Origin of the sequence: Accumulibacter sp. (genome assembly GCF_036625195.1) — a bacterium.
In the GTDB taxonomy this organism is placed as follows: Bacteria; Pseudomonadota; Gammaproteobacteria; order Burkholderiales; family Rhodocyclaceae; genus Accumulibacter.
Window position 1 is genome coordinate 2574624 of record NZ_JAZKUG010000001.1, and the last position, 18015, is coordinate 2592638.

An 18015-nucleotide genomic window follows, 5' to 3' on the forward strand; every position below is an offset into this window, starting at 1 on the left:
GTCGTCAGGACTTGGAGGCAGCCATGATGCTCGACAAGCGCCCCCCCCGTGATCTCGCAGCTTGGCTCAGTCTGATCGCCAGCCAGGAGATACCCGTGCTACGGCAGACCGTCCGCCGGCTCGACGAGGCGCGACAGAACCGCGAGCGCGTCGGCGGTCGCGAAATCACCGACATCGTGCTGCAGGATCCGCTGCTGGCTGCGCGTGTTCTCGCCTACATCCAGTCGGTCGGCAGCCGCCGCCTGCGTGGCGACATCACCAACATTGCCGGCGCGGTGATGATGCTCGGTGTCGAGCCGTTCTTTCGCGCCTTCGACCGACCGCAGACGCTCGAGAACAGGCTTGGCGCGCAGCCGGCTGCCCTGCTCGGCGTCCTGCAGGTCGTCCTGCGCGCACAGCGGGCGGCGCGCTATGCCCATGAATGGGCTTTCGCCCGCCATGACATGAACGTCGAGGAGGTCGCCCTCGCGGCGCTGCTGCACGACACCGCGGAGATCCTCGTCTGGTGCACCGCACCCGAATTGGCGATCACGATGCGCCAGCGGCAGCAGGCCGACCGCAGCCTGCGCAGCGGCGCGGTGCAGCAGGCCGTACTCGGTTTTCCTCTGGCCGAACTGCAACTCGCGCTCTGTCACGCCTGGCGGCTGCCGGAGTTGCTGCTCACCATAATGGACGACGGCAACGCGCACCTGCCGCGCGTGCGCAACGTCAAGCTGGCGGTCGATCTCGCCCGCCACACGGCCGATGGCTGGGGCGACCCGGCGATCGCGGATGACCTGGACGCCGTGCAGCATCTGCTGCACATCAGCCGCGAGACGCTGCTGCATCGCCTGCAACTGCCACCGGATGTGGTGCCGCGTTTCCTCGAAGACGAACGCGGGCCAGGCGGATCGGGGCTCTAGTTGGCGAACTCCGTCCGGCAACGCGGTGAGTTGCCGATGCCCCGCTTCCTGCTGTTTGCCGTCGTCTTCATCGAAGGATTCTGCTCGCTCGGCGCCGAAGTCATCGCCTTGCGCCAGATCATCCCGCACATGGGCAGTTCGATCGTCGTCACCGCGCCGACGATCGGCTTCTTCCTCCTCGCGCTTGCCCTCGGTTATCACGCCGGCGGCCGCGTCGCCGCCGGCTACCGCGCCGTCGTCGCGAGGAACTTCCTGCTGGCCGCCCTGCTGATCGGCGTCGGGCTGTCGGGCGCCGCCGTAGACCTCGTCTTCACCGCGATCAACCCGCCGGAGATCGCCTATCTCCTGCTGATCACTGGCGTACTCTGTCCGGTGGCCTGGTTGCTTGGGCAGACAGTGCCGATCCTCAGCAACCTGTTGCAGCACGAGCGCGTTGGCGAGGCGAGTGGCGAGGCGCTCTATTACTCGACGCTTGGCTCCTTTCTCGGCTCGCTGTCGTTGTCGCTGGTGTTGATGCAGTGGCTGGGCGTCTCGGCTGCGGTCGCATTCTGTGCGCTGCTGCTGCTCGCCGGGCACGCCCTGCTGTGCGCGCGCGCCTGGTCGGCAGCGCTCGTCGCGCTGCTGGTCGGAGTCGCGGCGGTGACGGCCAACGCCTGGCTGCGGCCGCAGATCGAGACGGCCTACGCCAGCTATCTGGTCGAGCCCGCAGCCTACGAGGGCGCCATCGATGGTCGTGCGCTGCGCAACAACAACTCCTTTGCCTCGCTGATCGACGAGTCCGAGCCGCCGCGCTACGCGCGCTACATCAGGCATATCCGCGGCATGCTCCTCGACGACCTGCAGTTTCGCGGGCGCCGGATCCTGGTCCTCGGTGCCGGTGGCTTCACCGTCTCGCACGGCGAGCCGGCCAATCACTACACCTATGTCGATATCGACCCGGCGGTGCGCGAGATTGCCGAGAAGCACTTCCTGCGCGAGAAGGCAAACGGCGACTTCGTCGCCGACGACGCGCGCCGCTTCGTCGTCCGCAGCGAGCAGCGCTTCGCCGCCGTCATCGTCGACGTCTACGGCGCCCACTCATCGATCCCGGGGCATCTGGTGACCCGCGAGTTCTGGCAGGCGACGCGCCGCATTCTCGACCCGCAGGGTCTGCTGATCGCCAACCTGATTCTCGACAGCGCGCTCGCCACCCCCTATGCGCGCAACCTTCTGGCGACGATCGAGAGCGTGTACGGTCGCTGCGCGGTCGAGGTGCTGCAGAAGCGGCAGGTGCTGGCCAATGTCATCGTCACCTGTCGCAATGGCGACGAGCCGGAAGCGGCGCAACTGTTCACCGACGAGCGCAACCGAGCCGACTTCGACTTGGCGCGATCACGCTGACGACCATGCCTTACGTGAACAGGGGTACGGGGCTCCGCGGGCTCGCACAGCGAGCCCGCGACAAAGAAAAGTCGTCCTTGGTGCGGCTCCGATCGCGGCTGTGGGTGGTTGCGCCATAATGCCGGAGATTTGAGTCACAAGGGACCACGGATCGGATGTGAGGAAGAGCCACTGACTGTTGGGAGGCCGTAAATGATCGTCACCGAGCATGTGATCCGGGACGTGGTCGTAATTCTTGTTGCCATTCTCGCTCTCGCTTTTGTCTGGGGGTACTGGTTGCCGTCTTGGCGCTTGGGCAGACTACTGCGTCGGGTGATTCCGGCCATTCGCCTTCTGCGCACGGGCGAGGAGGATATTCCTGTGCTCCGAGAAAGGGTCTCCGACATTCTCGGGGCAGACAGGGTATTGGGGCATCTATGGGGGCAATACGCGGAGACACTCCACCTCCAGTATGAGGCAGTGGATGGAGAGAATCGCTTGCGCAAGATCAGGGCCACCGTCCCGGCCGACGCGTTTTTCAGCAGCCATGTTGTCGTCGACGCGTGCTTGAACAGCGAGTTCTTTCGCCACTTGCCGGGCCTCCTGACCGGGATCGGGATTATCGGAACATTTCTCGGTCTGATTCTCGGCCTGGCTGGCTTCGAACCAACCGGCAGCGGTGAAGCAATCAAGGCGAGTCTCGGTGCCTTGATGCAGGGGGTGATGGAGGCTTTCACGGCTTCGGCCATCGCGATCGCCATGGCGATGCTGATCACACTGGTCGAGAAGCAGCAGCTGAATCGCCGCTACAAGCAGGTGGAAGAGCTTGCGCAGACGATCGACTCGCTCTACGAGGCTGGTGCCGGAGAGGAGTATCTCGCCCGGCTGGTCAGGGCCGGCGAGGAAAGCGCCACCCAGACCAGGCTGCTGAAGCAGAGTCTCGTCGAGGATCTCCGGCAGATTCTGACGGACCTCACGGAGCGTCAGATCGAGGCCAGCGATTCCCATAGTCAACAGGTGGCCGCAGGCGTGGGCGATGCCTTGAGGGAGAGCCTGCGGGAGCCCCTGCAGCAGATCGCGAGCGTTGTCGAGCGTGCAGCGGGACAGCAGGGAACGGCCGTACAGGGCATGCTGGAGGACGTACTGACGGCGTTCATGGCAAGACTCGAGGAAACCTTCGGTGGGCAGATGCGCGGTCTGAACGAGATGTTCACGCAGTCGATCGCCTCGATCCAGGAAGTTGAGCAAGGCTTCCAGGATCTGGCAGGCGACCTGCGCCAAGTCGGCCAGACCAGCGCAGCAGAGTTCTCGGACAGGCTGACAGAGGCGTTGACAAGGTCGGAGGCACGCCAGGCTGCGTTGCTCACGAGAATGGGGGAGTTCTTGGCGGAGGTGCGACGAGCCACAGGAGAAAGCCAGCAGGCAAACCGGCAGCATCTCGACGAGACCTTGCAGCTGGTTCGCGGCCAACTCGAGGCGACGGCGCGTGCGCTGGAGGACCATCGGGTCACCGCGGAGCGGGCAGATGATCAGAGGATTGGCAGGATGGACGGCGCTACGCGGGCGATGGTCGAGAGCGTCGAAGACGCCGTAGAGCGGCTGATCCGGGCGGTGGGAAATTCCACCATCGCGCTGGAGCGGAATGCCACGCAGCTGCATGAGGTTACTACTGCGGCCATCGGAGGTATGAACGCGGGTGCCGAAACGATGTATTTGGCGGCCGATCAGTTTACTCAGGGAGGCCAGGCAGTCGGCAGTGCAATCGCCGCCGCCGGTGAAACCCTCGCGGGTATCACGCAGGTGGCGACGATGATGCGCGAGGCAGCGGGCAACCTCTCGACGCAGATGGCAAACCTCAGGGGTATCCACGACAGCGTCCGTCAGATGGAGAGGAACTTGCGACAGACCGTCGAGCAGGCGCGGCAGGAGGTGGGCGTCAGCGAGAAGCTGGTGGCGAACATGAAAGCTGCGGCCGACAAACTGGCCGAGGCTGAGACGCAGGCTGGCGAGTACCTGGAGCGGGTCAATGAGGTGCTCGATACTGCTTTCAAGAGCTTCGGGCAGGCGGTGGCCGACGGACTCAGGACCAGCAACGCGGCTTTCCAGCAGGAACTGGGGACCGGGACAGAGCTGCTCAGGGCGGCATTCACGGAACTCGCCGCGGTCGTCGGGCAGCATCAGGAGCGTCAGTAGGCATGTTCGGATCCAAGTGGGGTGTGGGGCGTGTGAGTCGCGATGAAGGAGAGCGACCCTTCTGGATTTCCTATGCGGATCTGATGACTGCCCTGATGATGCTCTTCTTGGTGGTCATGGCGGTTTCGTTGTTTGCCGTGACCAGTCGCAACGATCGACACGAAGCCGAGGTCAATGAGTGCATGGCGGAATTTCGGGCGCGCGCTGCGGGCTTCGCAAACGTCGTCGTCGACACCAAGAACCGCCGGGTCAATTTTGGCGAACGCGCGCGTTTCGCGCACAGGGATTACGACCTGTCGGGAGCGGACGCGCGTACCTTACGGGAGTTTGCCCCGGTCGTCCTCGATTTCGCCGACTCGCCGTGCGGCAGGAGGTTGCTGAAGCGGATCGTCGTCGAGGGGTATACTAGTCAGGTCGGCAGCTATCTGTTCAACTTGGATCTGAGCCTCAAACGCGCGCAGAGCGTGCTTTGTGCCTTGATGGACGATCCCTTTCCCGGAGAGCGGCGCTTGTCAGACGCACAGAAACGCCGCATGCGGGATCTGTTCATGGTCGGCGGGTACTCGTTCAACGCCTCGCGAGCTACCGACGAGGAAAGCCGCAGGGTCGAGTTCAAGCTCGAGTTCTGGTCGGTCGACAAGGACTCCGACGACGCCATGTCGCCCGGATCGTTTACGTTCGATGCCCCTCTCGGGCAATGTCAGTTGGTGCGTCATGCCGTCACCCGTTGAGCGCCTCAACAGGCGCCTTGGCGAAGCCGTCGGGCAGATCGCCGGGCAGGTGCGCCAAGGCGAGGCCCAAGGCCTGCAGAAAATCCGCCAGGTGGTCGAACGAATACGCCAGCAGGTCGGGGAGAAGTCAATGCGTCCGCGAACGGACAGGATTTGCCGCGCGCTACGAACGCTGCGCGAGTTGGGGGGCGGCGCGCTGAACGGAGCGGATTTCTGGCTGGCTTGCTGGGGGCTTACTCAACGCTGCGGCGCGACAGTGCAGCTGATCGAGGATTCGCCGCACTTCGATGCCTTTCTCGACGAGGCGACGCGGCGGCGCCCGGCTACCTTGGCTTGGCAGGGACTTCTCGATGGCTACTTCCGGTATCCCGCCACTCCGGGGAGTGCCGGAGAGGTCAACTGGCGCCGCTTGCGGGCCTGGCTGGCCGAGGACCTTGCTGGCCTGACAGAACAAACTCCCCGAGCGTTGCGACCCCACCTGCCGTGGCTGAACGTGCTCAACGAAAACCAGGCGCTGCTCGGCGACGAGCCGTGCCGTCAGTACGCAGGCGAAGCCTTGCGCGGCGAGCGGGACGGCGTGGATCGATTGCGCCACGACCTGAGTATCCCCGAGGGCAGTTGGTTCTGGGCCCGTCTCGTGCTCTCGCAGGTCGACGAAGTGATCGCCTACGGCGACGAGCCCTTCAAGAACCATCTCGACGTCCTGCTTTTGCAGCTTCAAAACCATCCGTCAGTCAGGGACGACGGTCTGAAACAGCTTCTGACTCGCTACCGGCGATGCGCGGACCATCGGGTTCACGAAGGCCTCAAACAGCTCGCTCTCGAGACTTGGGGCAGTCCGCATCTGATTCAGCAGGTGATGTGGGGACTGGTCCAGCACGATGTCAAGTCGATGGTCAGTGAGTGGCTGGTACTCGAGGATCTCCAGGACTTCTTCCATCGGCTGCAGGCCGGAGGTCTGGCTGATCAGAGGCGGCTCGACTTCTGGATGCAATTCATTGGTCAGATCTCCTTTTCGCACATCGCTCTCGGCAGCCAACTGTACAGGAATCCGCTACCGAACTGGGTCGAGTTTCGCAGCCGGAGGAAGGGACGCTACAGCCGACTCGACGGCGGTGGTGGCAATCGCAACGCCTTCATCATGAAGATTGGAGCGTATTATTTTGTCGAGTTCGGAGATATCGGTGACGCATGCTACGGCTACAGGGAGAACCAGACGCCGTTCGAATTCAGCCGGGGCTGCCTGACCTATCCCGACGATCTGAAGGACAGGGAACTTCGCGTCTTTTGGGGAGGGCACGCCGCTGCTTGGGAGGATAGATTCATCGAGGGCACTGAGCGGTGGCCGGGGCTGCGCGACTTGGGCGTCATGATCGCATGATTCGAGAGCTGCCTGTGCGGGCCCTTGGCCGGGCAGTGAAGGAATGGCAGATGCGCAGCTTCGCTGGCCTCGCTGGGCGAACGAAGGCAGAGGCCCCGAGAATCGAGCTGAAATACGGCGACTCCGGTCTGAGGTTCGTCGTGCCCTCCGGCACGATCGGTGAATTAATCAGGCAGCCGCAAAGCCTGCACCTTGACTCGTGGGAATTGGCTGCCTATCTCCAACAGCTCGAGGAGGAGGAATTTGCGTCTCTTGGGCCGGAGGGACTGAGCGCCACTTGGGCCAGCCTCTACCGCCTTCGCGGTCTCTCCCAACACGCGACCAGCTTGCCGCTGCTCGGACTTCCTCGTCTCTTTGAGGGCCGTCCCGGCTTGTCGAGCGCGGGGGCTCTCGATGACGCCAACTTCAGTGTGTACCTCGATGGGTGGTACGAAGACACCGGAAATCGGGTGCACGCGCAGGTGGAGCGTCGTGGGGCGGTGGTGCGCGTCGGGTGCGAAGACTATCTGCTGAGCGAGGCAGCCTGGCTCCTTCTGGAAGCGGTGCAGGCGTACGCGCGTCTGACAGCGGCTGAGAGGACCAGAGAACGGAATTTTCGGGAGTGGGGCTCAATTCGCAGGCTGGCTCTGCAGGCCGGGGCCAGGCTGGACCACTTCCTCGATCGAACCGTCGTACTGACCCCTCAGACGCTGCGGCTCCAGTTGCAACGCACGGACGTGTGCGACACGCCGGTGATAGAGATCAGGCCTGGATTTGCCGACGCACCCGAGACGTGGCTTGACGTTTTCGACCAGGGTGAGTCCGTACTGACGCGCTACGACTTGAACTTGCCGCAGGGAGGCATCGTTCACATCGTCGTCGAACCCACCGTTCGGCAAGTCCTGGAAGTGATCAAGGGCATGCCGGGTCGTCGAGTTGCAGGTGCCAAGGCGCAAGCTTTTCTGCACAATCCATACGCGCTTCTCGGCGAAGAAGTGGCCTCCGTTCTGCCGCCCGAGGAGTTCGAGGCGGCGAGGTCGGGAGCAGGATTGGACACTATCGAGGCGCCTGCGGCCATCCTGCCCAAGCCGCGTCCGTTGATAACCGAGCGGTCGGTGTACGACATCGCCGGTTATGCGCCTCGCGTTCAAGGTATTGGCGCGGCTCAGCGAGTTTATTCTCCGTATATCGTACGCACCGGTGAAGCGACCCACTGGCTGCCGGACAAGGTCGAAGTCGGTGTGTCCTTCGCGCTTCCCGGCAGCAATCAGACGCTCCTGTTGCCGTTCACGAAAGAGGATCAGCAAGCGTTTGCCAAGCTGCTGTCTGACGCAGAGCGATCGGTGCGAACCGAGATTGAATGGCCTGGTTTGCCGACGCCGATTGACATCGTCGAAGCCAAAGCCTTGAAGGCCGACATCGATCGGGCTCTCGAGGACGTGGCGGCCGGCAAGTGGCAAGAGGCTGCTCCTGGCTCTGCCGACGAAAGTGACAAGGGTCGTGCCCCCGTTCCCATTCTGCTGATACCTCACAACATCGAAACGGTCGGCTACTCGGAAGAGCGACGATCTGTCCTCGCCGAGAACCAGCAGCCGCTCGAAAAGCCGCACTCCCTCCAAGCCGACTTGCTCGACCACCAGAAGCAAGGCGTCCAATGGCTGCAGCACCTCTGGCGATGCTCGCCAACCCATGCTCGTGGCGCCTTGTTGGCCGACGACATGGGCCTGGGCAAGACGCTGCAGCTGCTTACTCTCTTGGCCGGGGTGTTCGCCCGGGCACCGGCGTCGCCCCCGGCGCTCGTCGTCGCTCCGGTCACTCTGCTGGATAACTGGACGCGCGAGATCAGTCGCTTCTTCCGACCCGGAACATTCCGCGTGCTCACCCTCTACGGACAAGGGCTGAAGAACCTTCGCGCGAGACCTGACGAAATCGATCAACCGCTGCGCCAGCTGGGCCTCACGCGCTTCTTGCGCCCTGGCTGGCGCGCGGACTGCCAGCTCGTTCTGACAACCTACGAAACCCTCCGAGACTATGAGTTTTCGCTGGCCAGAGAGCTGTGGAGCGTTCTGATCTGCGACGAGGCGCAGAAGATCAAATCGCCAGCGGCGCTGGTCACGCAGGCGGCAAAAGCGATGAATGCGCAATTCAAGATTGCGTCGACCGGAACGCCCGTCGAGAACTCGCTCACCGACCTGTGGTGCCTGTTCGACTTCGTTCAGCCGGGTCTGTTGGGAGCGCTCAACGAGTTCGGGCGAAAATACAAGCGGCCGATCGAGGCGAAAACGGTAAGAGAGGAACAGGCACTTGAGGAGCTGAATAAGCTCTTCGCGCCGCAGGTGCTTCGCCGGACGAAATGCGAGGTTGCGAGCCTGCCGGCGAAGATTGAGGATAGGAATTGTCGCGATCTTCGTCTCTCTCCTCTCCAGCGGCGGCTGTACGCTGCGGCCTTGTCGGCACATCGGCAGAAGATCAAGGCTTGCGACAAGCAGAAGGTGGGACAGGCAATGCTCGGGATGTTGCAGCATCTCCGGCTTCTCTGCGCCCATCCCGTGTGGCCGGGCCAGACTGTCGATACGACCCAGCCCATGAGTCAAGCATTGGTCGACTCGCCCAAGCTCAGTTGGTTGATGGGCGTTCTCGAAGGTATTCGCCGCAAAGGGGAAAAGGTCATCATATTCACCGAACTGCGCGAGATCCAGCGGGTCGTTCAGCACTACATTGGCGAGCAATTTGGTCAAAGACCAGTGGTCATCAATGGCAGTAGCGAAACGCGGCCTGAAAAGGATCAGTCGCGGCAGCGCCTGATTGATCAGTTCCAGGCCGAAGAGGGATTCGGTGTCATAATCCTGTCGACGCAGGCAGTGGGTTTTGGACTCAATATCCAGAAGGCCAATCACGTCATTCATTACACGCGGTGCTGGAACCCGGCGAAGGAGGACCAAGCGACCGACCGCGTATACCGCATCGGCCAAGCGAAGAAAGTCACCGTTTACTATCCTACCGTGCGGGCCGAAGACTATGTGACTTTCGAGGAGAGGCTGGGCGAATTGCTGACGAGGAAGCGTGATCTGGCGGCCAAGACTTGGCTGAATGGAGCGGAGGATATCGACCTGAACCAACTCGCGGAGCTTAAGGCAGACGGGTCGGGCCTGGACTTCTTGGCGAAGATCCTCGGGGAGGAGGAGATTCGCACGATCCAAGGCTATGAACTCGAGTCCCTCTGCGCTCTGCTCTGGGGAAAGCAGGGTTTTCACACGTACCAGACTCCATTGAGCGGAGACGGCGGGGTCGATGTGGTCGGGTTACGCGGTCACGACGGCGTACTCATCCAGTGCAAGGCGTCGAGCAACCAGTGCCAGGCCTTGGGATGGGGTGCCATCAAGGACGTCTCGGCGGGGGCAAAGGCATACATGGCGAAGCACGAGGCCGTCCGCTTCACGCGCATCGCAGTGACCAACCAACGGTTCAACAAGTCCGCGAAGATCCAGGCGGCTCTGTTGGGGGTTCGACTCATCGAACGTCAGGACTTGCTCGCACTATTGGACGCGCATCCGGTAACGGTCGGAGAGCTGGCATCCTCTGGTTTGCAGTAGCCGGCGGCCAGTGCAAGTCCCCTTCTGGCCGGCTACGGGAGCTGGGCCAGTTCTTTAAGACCCGGGTGCACGAACGGACCCTACCCCAAACGCGCGGCGGTGCGACCGAAGCGAGGGAGACGACCAAGCGATCCTCTTGCACACCTTGCTTGAACGCGACTAGGGCCATGGCCGGCGGTGGGTGGTGCAGGATGGGCAGACGCCGCGACCCGTTCAGGATTGGGCGACCACGAAGCCGTGCCCGTAGTCGGCCCGGCGGGCACGGGCCCTGCCAGGAATCGATGCCAAGGTGACTGCAGGTTGCGAAGGGCGGCTTCGTGATCCGAGAGCTGTCGTTCAACCATCCCCGTTTTGGCGGGAACGACGCTTTTCAACAGTCTTCATCAAGCGTGCGGATTGACGGAGCGAGCTGCGCCAAGCGGCAGCTTGTCCAGAACCGCTTGCCAGCGAATGACGACTTCAGGGAAGACGGCCGGCGACCGTTCGCCGGTCATTTCGACAATTTCCGGGCCGCCGTAGCGGCCGTCTTGCAGCCTGTAAAGGGTAACGAGGCGGTCGACCGGGTGAACGAGCCAATATTCGCGAACGCCGGCGCGTTCGTAAAGCGCGCGCTTGGTCAGGTGGTCGTGGCGGGCGGTGGCAGGGGAGATGACCTCGATGATCCACTCCGGGGCGCCGCGGATGTTGCTTTCGGTGACCTTGGCCGGGTCGCAGACCACCAGAACATCAGGTTGGACGACGGTCGTCGCCTGATCATCAGCCTCGTCCGCTACCGGCAACAGGACGTCGACCGGAGCGATCAGGGTGCGGCAGGGAGTGCCATCAAGCGCATCATCGATTTGTGCGGCAATGGCGAGTACAAGAGACTGATGCGCTATCGTCGGCGCTGGCGCCATCGCGTAAGCCACGCCGTCGATCAGTTCCCAGCGCTCGTCACCGGGCCATTGCCGGTAGTCAGCATAGGTGAAGCGGTGTCCCGTGGCTTTTGGCACGGCCATGATATCGACTCCGGCAGAGCAGGCCTTGCCATTGTGCCTTGAGGTTTGCCCGCAACGCAACGGCGAAAAGCAGCAGTTCTCATTTCAAACCCACGCAAGGGGGCGGTTGGCGTAGGCTGGCGCACGAGGATTGCCGGGCCTGGGCGGTGAAGATTGAGGGGAACTTCGGTTTTCTGAAAATAATGCTGGTAAACAGTACGTTATGGTGTTAACCTCGAACTTGATCGAAGTTTTGATGATTTTCAGGCGCCCACCCCATTTCGACCGTTGCCCCCATCCCCTTGCCGAGCCCCGCCGTCGCCTTGATCGAGAAGGTTCGGGATGCATTCCGGGCTTTGCCCGACGGGCGCAAGCCGAGCAACGCCCGGCGCTATGAGATGGAGGATGCGGCCCTGTCGGCCTTCGCCGTGTTTTTCTCGCAAAGTCCGTCCTTCCTCGATAGCCAGGTCAGGATGCAGAAGGAGTTGGGGCGGAACAATGCCTCTTCGCTGTTCGGGGTGCATGAGATTCCCTGCGATAACCAGATTCGCAATCTGCTGGACCCGGTGCCGCCGGAAAGGCTGTACCCGGTCTTGGCCGAGATGGGCGATGCGCTGTACCAGCAAGGCTATCTGGCGGGATTTCGCTCGATCAACGACACCTTGCTGATTGCCCTGGACGGCACTGATTTCTTCTCCTCGGAAAAGATTTCCTGCCCCCGTTGCAGCGAGACGCGCCTGAAGAACGGCAGGGTTCTCCATCGCCACACTGCCGTGACGCCGGTACTGGTGGCGCCGGGCCAGGCGAACGCCATCCCGTTGCCGCCGGAGTTCGTGCAGCGCCAGGACGGCCACGACAAGCAGGACTGCGAACTGGCCGCTTCGGCCCGCTGGCTGGCGCGCTGGGGCGAGCACTACCGCCCGTGGCGCATCACCTATCTGGGTGACGACCTCTACTGCCATCAGTCACATTGCCTGCGGGTGCGGGCGCAACAGGCCGACTTCCTGTTCACCTGCAAGCCCGAATCCCATGCCACGCTCTACGAGTGGGTTGGCGATTTCGAGCGCAACGACCAGCTCGGTCGCGTCGTACAGGCGCGACGTGTCGGCAAGAAGCACTTTACCGACACCTATCGCTACGCCCATCAAGTGCCCTTGCGCGACACGGACGATGCCGTGATCGCCAACTGGCTGGAACTCGTCACCACCGATGCCAGCGGTGCCATCGTCTTCAAGAACGCCTGGGCCACCTCGCATGCCATCACCAGCCACAACGTCGCCGCTCTGGCTTCCGCCGGGCGGGCGCGTTGGAAAATCGAGAACGAGAACAACAACACCCTCAAGACCAAGGGCTACCATTTCGACCACAACTTCGGACACGGCAAACAGTTCTTGGCCAACCTGTTCGCCACCCTGATCTTGTTGGCCTTCTTGGTCCATACCGCCCTCGACTGGATGGACACCCGTTACGCCAAGGTGCGCGCCCTGCTGCCCTCCCGCCGAACCTTCTTCGAACACCTGCGCGCCTTGCTACAGTACCTGCCCTTCGATGACTGGGATCACCTCATGCGCTTCATGCAGCAGCGGCTTGCTCCCAACCCCCCAGACACCAGCTGACTCGCCCCATCCAACAGTTCCGAGCCTCACCACCCCCTTGTCATGGATTTTGAAATGAGAACTGCTGGGCGAAAAGGGGTCAAGGCCCAAGCGAAGCTGACAATGCTATTGAATCTGAAGTACCATGACTCGAACAAAATAAAAACAATTACTTACGTAGGCCTTCTGGCGGAAGCGGTGAGATTCGAACTCACGAACGGTTGCCCGTTGCCGGTTTTCAAGACCGGTGCAATCGACCACTCTGCCACGCTTCCCGGGGCGACGCTGTGGGGCATTGCCGGTTGGCCCGGGCGAGAGGGGTGCCGCCTTGCGTCTGTGATGGCGCGGATCATAGCACGGCCCAGCCCGGCAGGCGCTTCCTCGTCGGCACGCCTCGACACACGAAAGCCATTGGCGGCGGACCGCTGCGCCAGTCCCGGGTCGTCACGATTGAAACTTTCTCAATCTTTCGCTAGTCTTAGCCGCGTAATCGCATTTCGTCACTCAGGAGGAAGACCATGCAACCCCAGTACCAGATGAGCGCGCAGCAGGCTGCGACCCTGTCCCTGCAGCAGAACCGCGTCCTGCGCAACACCTTCATGTTGCTTGCGCTGACCATGGTGCCGACGGTCATCGGCGCTTTGGTCGGTGTGCAACTGCAGTTTTCATTCCTCGCCGGCAGCCCCTTCCTGTCGTTCATGCTCTTCCTCGGCATCGCCTTCGGCTTCATGTGGGGCATCGAGAGAACCAAGAACAGCGGTATGGGCGTCGTGCTGCTGCTGGCCTTCACGTTCTTCATGGGTCTGATGCTGTCGCGCATCCTGCAGGTGGCGCTCGGTTTCAGCAATGGCGGTTCGTTGATCGCCATGGCGGCTGGTGGCACGGGTGTGATCTTCTTCTCGCTTGCCGGTGTGGCGACGGTGACGAAGAAGGATTTCAGCTTCATGGGCAAGTTCCTGTTCGTCGGCATGATCGTCGTCCTGCTGGCAGCGCTGGCCAACATCTTCTTCCAGATTCCGGCGCTCTCGCTGACCATCTCCGCGGTTGCCGTGTTGGTTTTCTCGGCCTACATCCTGTACGACATCAGTCGCATCGTCACCGGCGGTGAGGACAACTACATCTCGGCGACGCTGGCGGTCTATCTCGACATCTACAATGTGTTCGTCAGCCTGTTGAACCTGCTGATGGTCTTCAGCGGCGATCGCGACTGAGCGGCGAGGCTCGCCAGCAACGGGGCGGCCGCGGCCGCCCCTTTTCATTCCGCCGGCAGGAAAGCCTTTCCCTGCAGCATGCGCTGGCCGATGCGCCCCGGGATGCTGGCGAAGGCGACTTCGTGCCGCGGCAGGGTGACGATGTTGCGCGAGCCGATCAGCTCGCGCAGGGTCGATGAGGCATGGCCGCGGGCTTGCCACTCGCCGAGCAGGCGCGCGAACGCCGGCAGGAAACACATTCCCTCGAGTTCAGCGCGCAACGTGAAGACGTGGTCGCCGGCGATGCGCGATGGCTCTTCGACCAGCCGCTCGATCGCCTGCTCGACCGATGTCGATCCGGTCGCCAGCAGCTCGTCGATCGTCGGCAATGTCGTCGGCAACTGGGGACAGAGGACGATTTCGCCGTCGATGACCGGTATGAACGGCGATGTCCCGCGGCAGTCACTGGCGTAGCCCAGGCCAAGGCGCTGTGTCAGGCGCAGCGCATGGCGGTTCGTCCGCCAGCCGGGTGCTGCACAGGCATGCGGCTGCTCACCGAAGATGTCTGTGAAACGCCGGCAGGCCAGCGTCATCTCGGCTTCGATCCAGGCGTTCGCGGCGCTCGGCGAGCGGGTTTCCCAGCCTACGCGGTCCCAGGCATGCACGGCGACCTCGAAGCCGGCAGCGCGCGCCTGCAGCATTCCGTCGACGCAGCGAACGCCGATTCGAGGTGCCGGTAGCAGCAGGCCGTAGAGGCGTGTGAGGCGATCGTGGTACCTGGCCGGCGACAGCCGCCGCGACTCGCGTCCGCCGTGGTCGGGACCGAACGAGAAGAAGAAGCTGGCAGCCGCCCGGTGCCGCTGCAACAGGTCGATCAGCGCCGGGACGCCGTGCAGCGTGCCACGGTAACTATCGACGTCTATCTTGAGGGCGATCCGTGTCAAGGCTGGCGAAGGCTGAGAGGTTGTGAAGAAATCGTCGCGAGCAGGCCGAGATGCCAAGTGCGAGCGAGCGAATGACGAGACATATCAGATGGATAGGCGAGGAGTGAGCGAGTGGGCAACGCCGCAGATCGGTCGCGCAGTAGATCTATTCACAACCTCTGGGTCCGGCGCGTGTGCAGCGATCCGGACGCGGCGCGGGCTCAGGCAAGGAGCAGGCCGGCGGCGACCCGCCGCCCCTCGCCGACGAGGAGGTTGTAGGTGCGGCAGGCGGCCGCCAGATCCATCACCTCGAGCCCCCGCTGCGCGCGTATCAGCGGTTGCAGCAGCTCGGGCCGGGGGAAGCGCAGCCGCTTGCCGGTGCCGAGGAGGACGATGTCGGCGTCGAGCCCGGCGAGCAGCTCGAAGTCGGCGATGCTCAGGGTCTCGAAGCTGGCCCGCGTCCACTCCGGCAGCAGGCGGTCGGGCAGCACGGCGAGGTTGCAGACGTGGCGGATGCCGTTGACGACGACGTGGTCGTCGCCGTAGGCGGTAAAGGTATTGAGGTTTTCTGTCCGGGTGCTCTGAAGCTTCATCGAAATTGCGGCACGGCAGTCGTTGAAGTAGGATTATAGCTTTTTTGCCGACCCTGTCCGGCTTTGCCGTTTGCGGCGGATATCGTCGGCGGTCCGTCGAACGAGCGGCACGCGCCATTGCTGCCGATCACTTCCCGAGTCTCGACCATGAGAGAGTTCTCCCGCATCAGCCGCCTGCCACCCTATGTCTTCAGCATTACCAGCGAGCTGAAGATGGCCGCCCGCCGGCGTGGCGAGGACATCATCGACATGAGCATGGGCAATCCCGACGGGCCGACGCCGCAGCACATCACCGACAAGCTGGTCGAAGCGGCGCTGCGCGAGAACACGCACGGCTATTCGGTTTCGAAGGGAATCCCGCGCCTGCGGCGGGCGATCTGCGACTGGTACCAGCGGCGTTACGCCGTCAGCCTGGATCCGGAGACCGAAGCGGTGGTGACCATCGGCTCGAAGGAGGGGCTGGCGCATCTGATGCTGGCGACGCTCGATCGCGGCGACACCGTCCTCGTCCCCAACCCCTCATACCCGATCCACATTTACGGTGCGATCATCGCCGGCGCGGACATCCGTTCGGTGCGGATGACGCCCGAGGTGGATTTCGTCGAGGAAGTGCAGCGGGCGATCCGCGAGTCGATCCCGAAGCCGAGAATGATGATCCTCGGCTTTCCGAGCAACCCGACGGCGCGCTGTGTCGACCTCGAGTTCTTCGAGCGCATCGTCGCTCTCGCCAGGCAGCACGACATCCTGGTGGTGCATGACCTGGCTTACGCGGACATCGTCTTCGACGGTTACCAGGCGCCGTCGATCATGCAGGTCGACGGCGCGCGTGAGGTCGCGGTCGAGTTCTTCACCATGTCGAAGAGCTACAACATGGCCGGCTGGCGGGTTGGCTACATGGTGGGCAATCAGGAACTGTGTCACGCGCTGGTGCGGATCAAGAGTTATCATGACTACGGCACTTTCACGCCGATCCAGGTGGCGTCGGTGATCGCCCTCGATGGTCCGCAGCAATGTGTCGAGGAAGCCCGCCAGCTCTATCAGGGGCGTCGCAACGTGCTCGCCAGGGGCCTGCACGAGGCCGGCTGGATGGTCGAAATACCGCGCGCCTCGATGTACATCTGGGCGCGCATCCCGGAAGCCTATCGCCAGATGGGTTCGCTGGAGTTTGCCAAGAAGCTGCTCGCCGAGGCGCGCGTCGCGGTGTCGCCGGGCGTCGGTTTCGGCGAGTACGGCGATGACCACGTCCGCTTCGCGCTGATCGAGAACGAGGAGCGGACGCGGCAGGCGGTGCGCGGGATCAAGGACATGTTCAGGAAGGACGGCCTGCTCTGAGGCCAGGACGATGAAACCGGTACTGAAATCCAACAAGCTTGACAACGTCTGCTACGACATCCGCGGCGCCGTGCTGCAGCGCGCGAAGCAGATGGAGGAAGATGGGCATCACATCATCAAGTTGAACATCGGCAACCTCGCCGCGTTCGGCTTCGACGCGCCGGAGGAGATCCAGCTCGACATGATCCGCAACCTGCCGAGCGCGGCCGGCTACGCGGATTCGAAGGGCATCTTCTCGGCGCGCAAGGCGGTCATGCACTACACGCAGCAGAAGCACATCAAGGGCGTGACGCTCGAAGACATCTACATCGGCAATGGCGTCTCCGAACTGATCGTGATGGCGATGAACGCGCTGCTCAACATCGGCGACGAAGTCCTCGTGCCGGCGCCGGATTACCCGTTGTGGACGGCGGCGGTGAGCCTGTCGAGCGGCACGCCGCGACACTACCTTTGCGACGAGGCCAATGGCTGGTTGCCGGATCTCGATGACCTGCGGGCGAAGATCACGCCGCGGACGCGGGCACTGGTGGTGATCAACCCGAACAACCCGACCGGCGCCCTCTATCCGGAAAGCGTGCTGCGTGAGCTGGTGGAGATTGCCCGGTTACACGGTCTGATCATCTACGCCGACGAGGTGTACGACAAGGTGCTCTACGACGGCGCGACGCATACGGCGATCGCGTCGCTGTCCGAGGACGTGCTGACGGTGAGCTTCAACGGTCTCTCCAAGAATTACCGCTCCTGCGGCTATCGGGCTGGCTGGATGGTCGTTTCCGGCGATCTGCGCGGGGCCCGCGACTACATCGAGGGCCTCGACATGCTCGCGTCGATGCGGCTGTGCGCCAACGTGCCGGCGCAGCACGCGATCCAGACCGCACTCGGTGGCTACCAGAGCATCGACGACCTGGTCGCTCCCGGTGGCCGCATGTGCCGTCAGCGCGATCTCGCGCATGCGCTGATCACCGCCATTCCGGGCGTCAGCTGCGTCAAGCCGCAGGCGGCGCTGTACATGTTTCCCCGCCTCGACCCGGCGATCTATCCGATTGCCAACGACCAGGACTTCATCGCCGAGTTGCTCACCGAGGAGCGTGTCCTGCTCGTCCAGGGCAGCGGTTTCAACTGGCCGGCGCCCGACCACTTTCGCCTCGTCTTCCTGCCCTATGAAGACGATCTGCGCGACGCCATCGCCCGCATCGCCCGCTTTCTCGCGCACTACCGCAAGCGCGCCGGAGCGGCGGCTTGACAGGCACCGCGGACGGTCGCTCCG

The 18015-nt window shown here is 63.1% G+C and carries 13 protein-coding genes and 1 tRNA gene; 10 read left to right on the plus strand and 4 right to left on the minus strand.

Going from position 1 to position 18015, the window contains the following annotated elements:
• The first annotated feature begins 23 nt into the window (after window positions 1–23).
• The 6 genes from V5B60_RS11385 to V5B60_RS11410 all read left to right on the plus strand — a co-directional run bounded on the left by V5B60_RS11385 (window position 24) and on the right by V5B60_RS11410 (window position 10138).
• Complete coding sequence (locus tag V5B60_RS11385; RefSeq protein ID WP_332347107.1) at window positions 24–902, plus strand: HDOD domain-containing protein; 879 nt, start codon at window positions 24–26, stop codon at window positions 900–902.
• Window positions 903–938: 36 nt separating this feature from the next.
• Entirely contained in the window at window positions 939–2282 is a 1344-nt protein-coding gene (locus V5B60_RS11390; RefSeq protein ID WP_332347108.1) for a fused MFS/spermidine synthase, read from the plus strand.
• A gap of 192 nt (window positions 2283–2474) precedes the next feature.
• Window positions 2475–4454: an anti-phage ZorAB system protein ZorA gene (zorA, locus tag V5B60_RS11395; protein ID WP_332347109.1), complete on the plus strand. Its 1980-nt coding sequence runs from the start codon at window positions 2475–2477 to the stop codon at window positions 4452–4454.
• A 2-nt stretch (window positions 4455–4456) separates the two neighbouring features.
• Window positions 4457–5185: an OmpA/MotB family protein gene (locus tag V5B60_RS11400; RefSeq protein WP_332347110.1), complete on the plus strand. Its 729-nt coding sequence runs from the start codon at window positions 4457–4459 to the stop codon at window positions 5183–5185.
• Window positions 5169–6566 (plus strand): EH signature domain-containing protein, encoded by a 1398-nt coding sequence (locus tag V5B60_RS11405; protein ID WP_332347111.1) that lies wholly within the window; start codon window positions 5169–5171, stop codon window positions 6564–6566. The genes V5B60_RS11400 and V5B60_RS11405 overlap by 17 nt, the downstream gene beginning before the upstream one ends.
• A gap of 50 nt (window positions 6567–6616) precedes the next feature.
• A complete protein-coding gene (locus V5B60_RS11410) occupies window positions 6617–10138 on the plus strand; it encodes an SNF2-related protein (RefSeq protein WP_332347112.1) in 3522 nt (1173 codons plus the stop codon).
• Between the two features lie 383 nt (window positions 10139–10521).
• Here V5B60_RS11410 and V5B60_RS11415 read toward each other — a convergent pair whose 3' ends face one another.
• Window positions 10522–11136: a Uma2 family endonuclease gene (locus tag V5B60_RS11415; protein WP_034933360.1), complete on the minus strand. Its 615-nt coding sequence runs from the start codon at window positions 11134–11136 to the stop codon at window positions 10522–10524.
• 302 nt (window positions 11137–11438) lie between these two features.
• Between V5B60_RS11415 and V5B60_RS11420 the strand changes: the two genes are divergently transcribed.
• Window positions 11439–12731, plus strand: coding sequence for an ISNCY family transposase (locus V5B60_RS11420; protein ID WP_434735327.1), 1293 nt, complete (start codon window positions 11439–11441; stop codon window positions 12729–12731).
• Window positions 12732–12897: 166 nt separating this feature from the next.
• Here the strand turns inward: V5B60_RS11420 and V5B60_RS11425 are convergent.
• Window positions 12898–12985 (minus strand) — tRNA-Ser (locus V5B60_RS11425).
• A gap of 243 nt (window positions 12986–13228) precedes the next feature.
• Here V5B60_RS11425 and V5B60_RS11430 point away from each other — a divergent pair.
• Window positions 13229–13921 carry a Bax inhibitor-1/YccA family protein gene (locus tag V5B60_RS11430; protein ID WP_332347113.1) on the plus strand — a complete coding sequence of 231 codons (693 nt, stop codon included), beginning with the start codon at window positions 13229–13231 and terminating at the stop codon, window positions 13919–13921.
• Window positions 13922–13965: 44 nt separating this feature from the next.
• Here the strand turns inward: V5B60_RS11430 and V5B60_RS11435 are convergent, their stop codons facing one another.
• On the minus strand, window positions 13966–14844 hold the full coding sequence (locus tag V5B60_RS11435) for a polysaccharide deacetylase family protein (protein WP_332347114.1): 879 nt from the start codon (window positions 14842–14844) through the stop codon (window positions 13966–13968).
• Between the two features lie 200 nt (window positions 14845–15044).
• A complete protein-coding gene (locus tag V5B60_RS11440) occupies window positions 15045–15416 on the minus strand; it encodes an Mth938-like domain-containing protein (protein WP_332347115.1) in 372 nt (123 codons plus the stop codon).
• A 147-nt stretch (window positions 15417–15563) separates the two neighbouring features.
• Between V5B60_RS11440 and alaC the strand changes: the two genes are divergently transcribed.
• Together alaC and V5B60_RS11450 are read left to right on the plus strand one after the other, a co-directional pair.
• Complete coding sequence (gene alaC / locus V5B60_RS11445) at window positions 15564–16748, plus strand: alanine transaminase (protein WP_332347116.1); 1185 nt, start codon at window positions 15564–15566, stop codon at window positions 16746–16748.
• 10 nt (window positions 16749–16758) lie between these two features.
• Window positions 16759–17991, plus strand: a complete 1233-nt coding sequence (locus tag V5B60_RS11450; RefSeq protein ID WP_332347117.1) for a pyridoxal phosphate-dependent aminotransferase — start codon at window positions 16759–16761, stop codon at window positions 17989–17991.
• The last annotated feature ends 24 nt before the right edge of the window (window positions 17992–18015 follow it).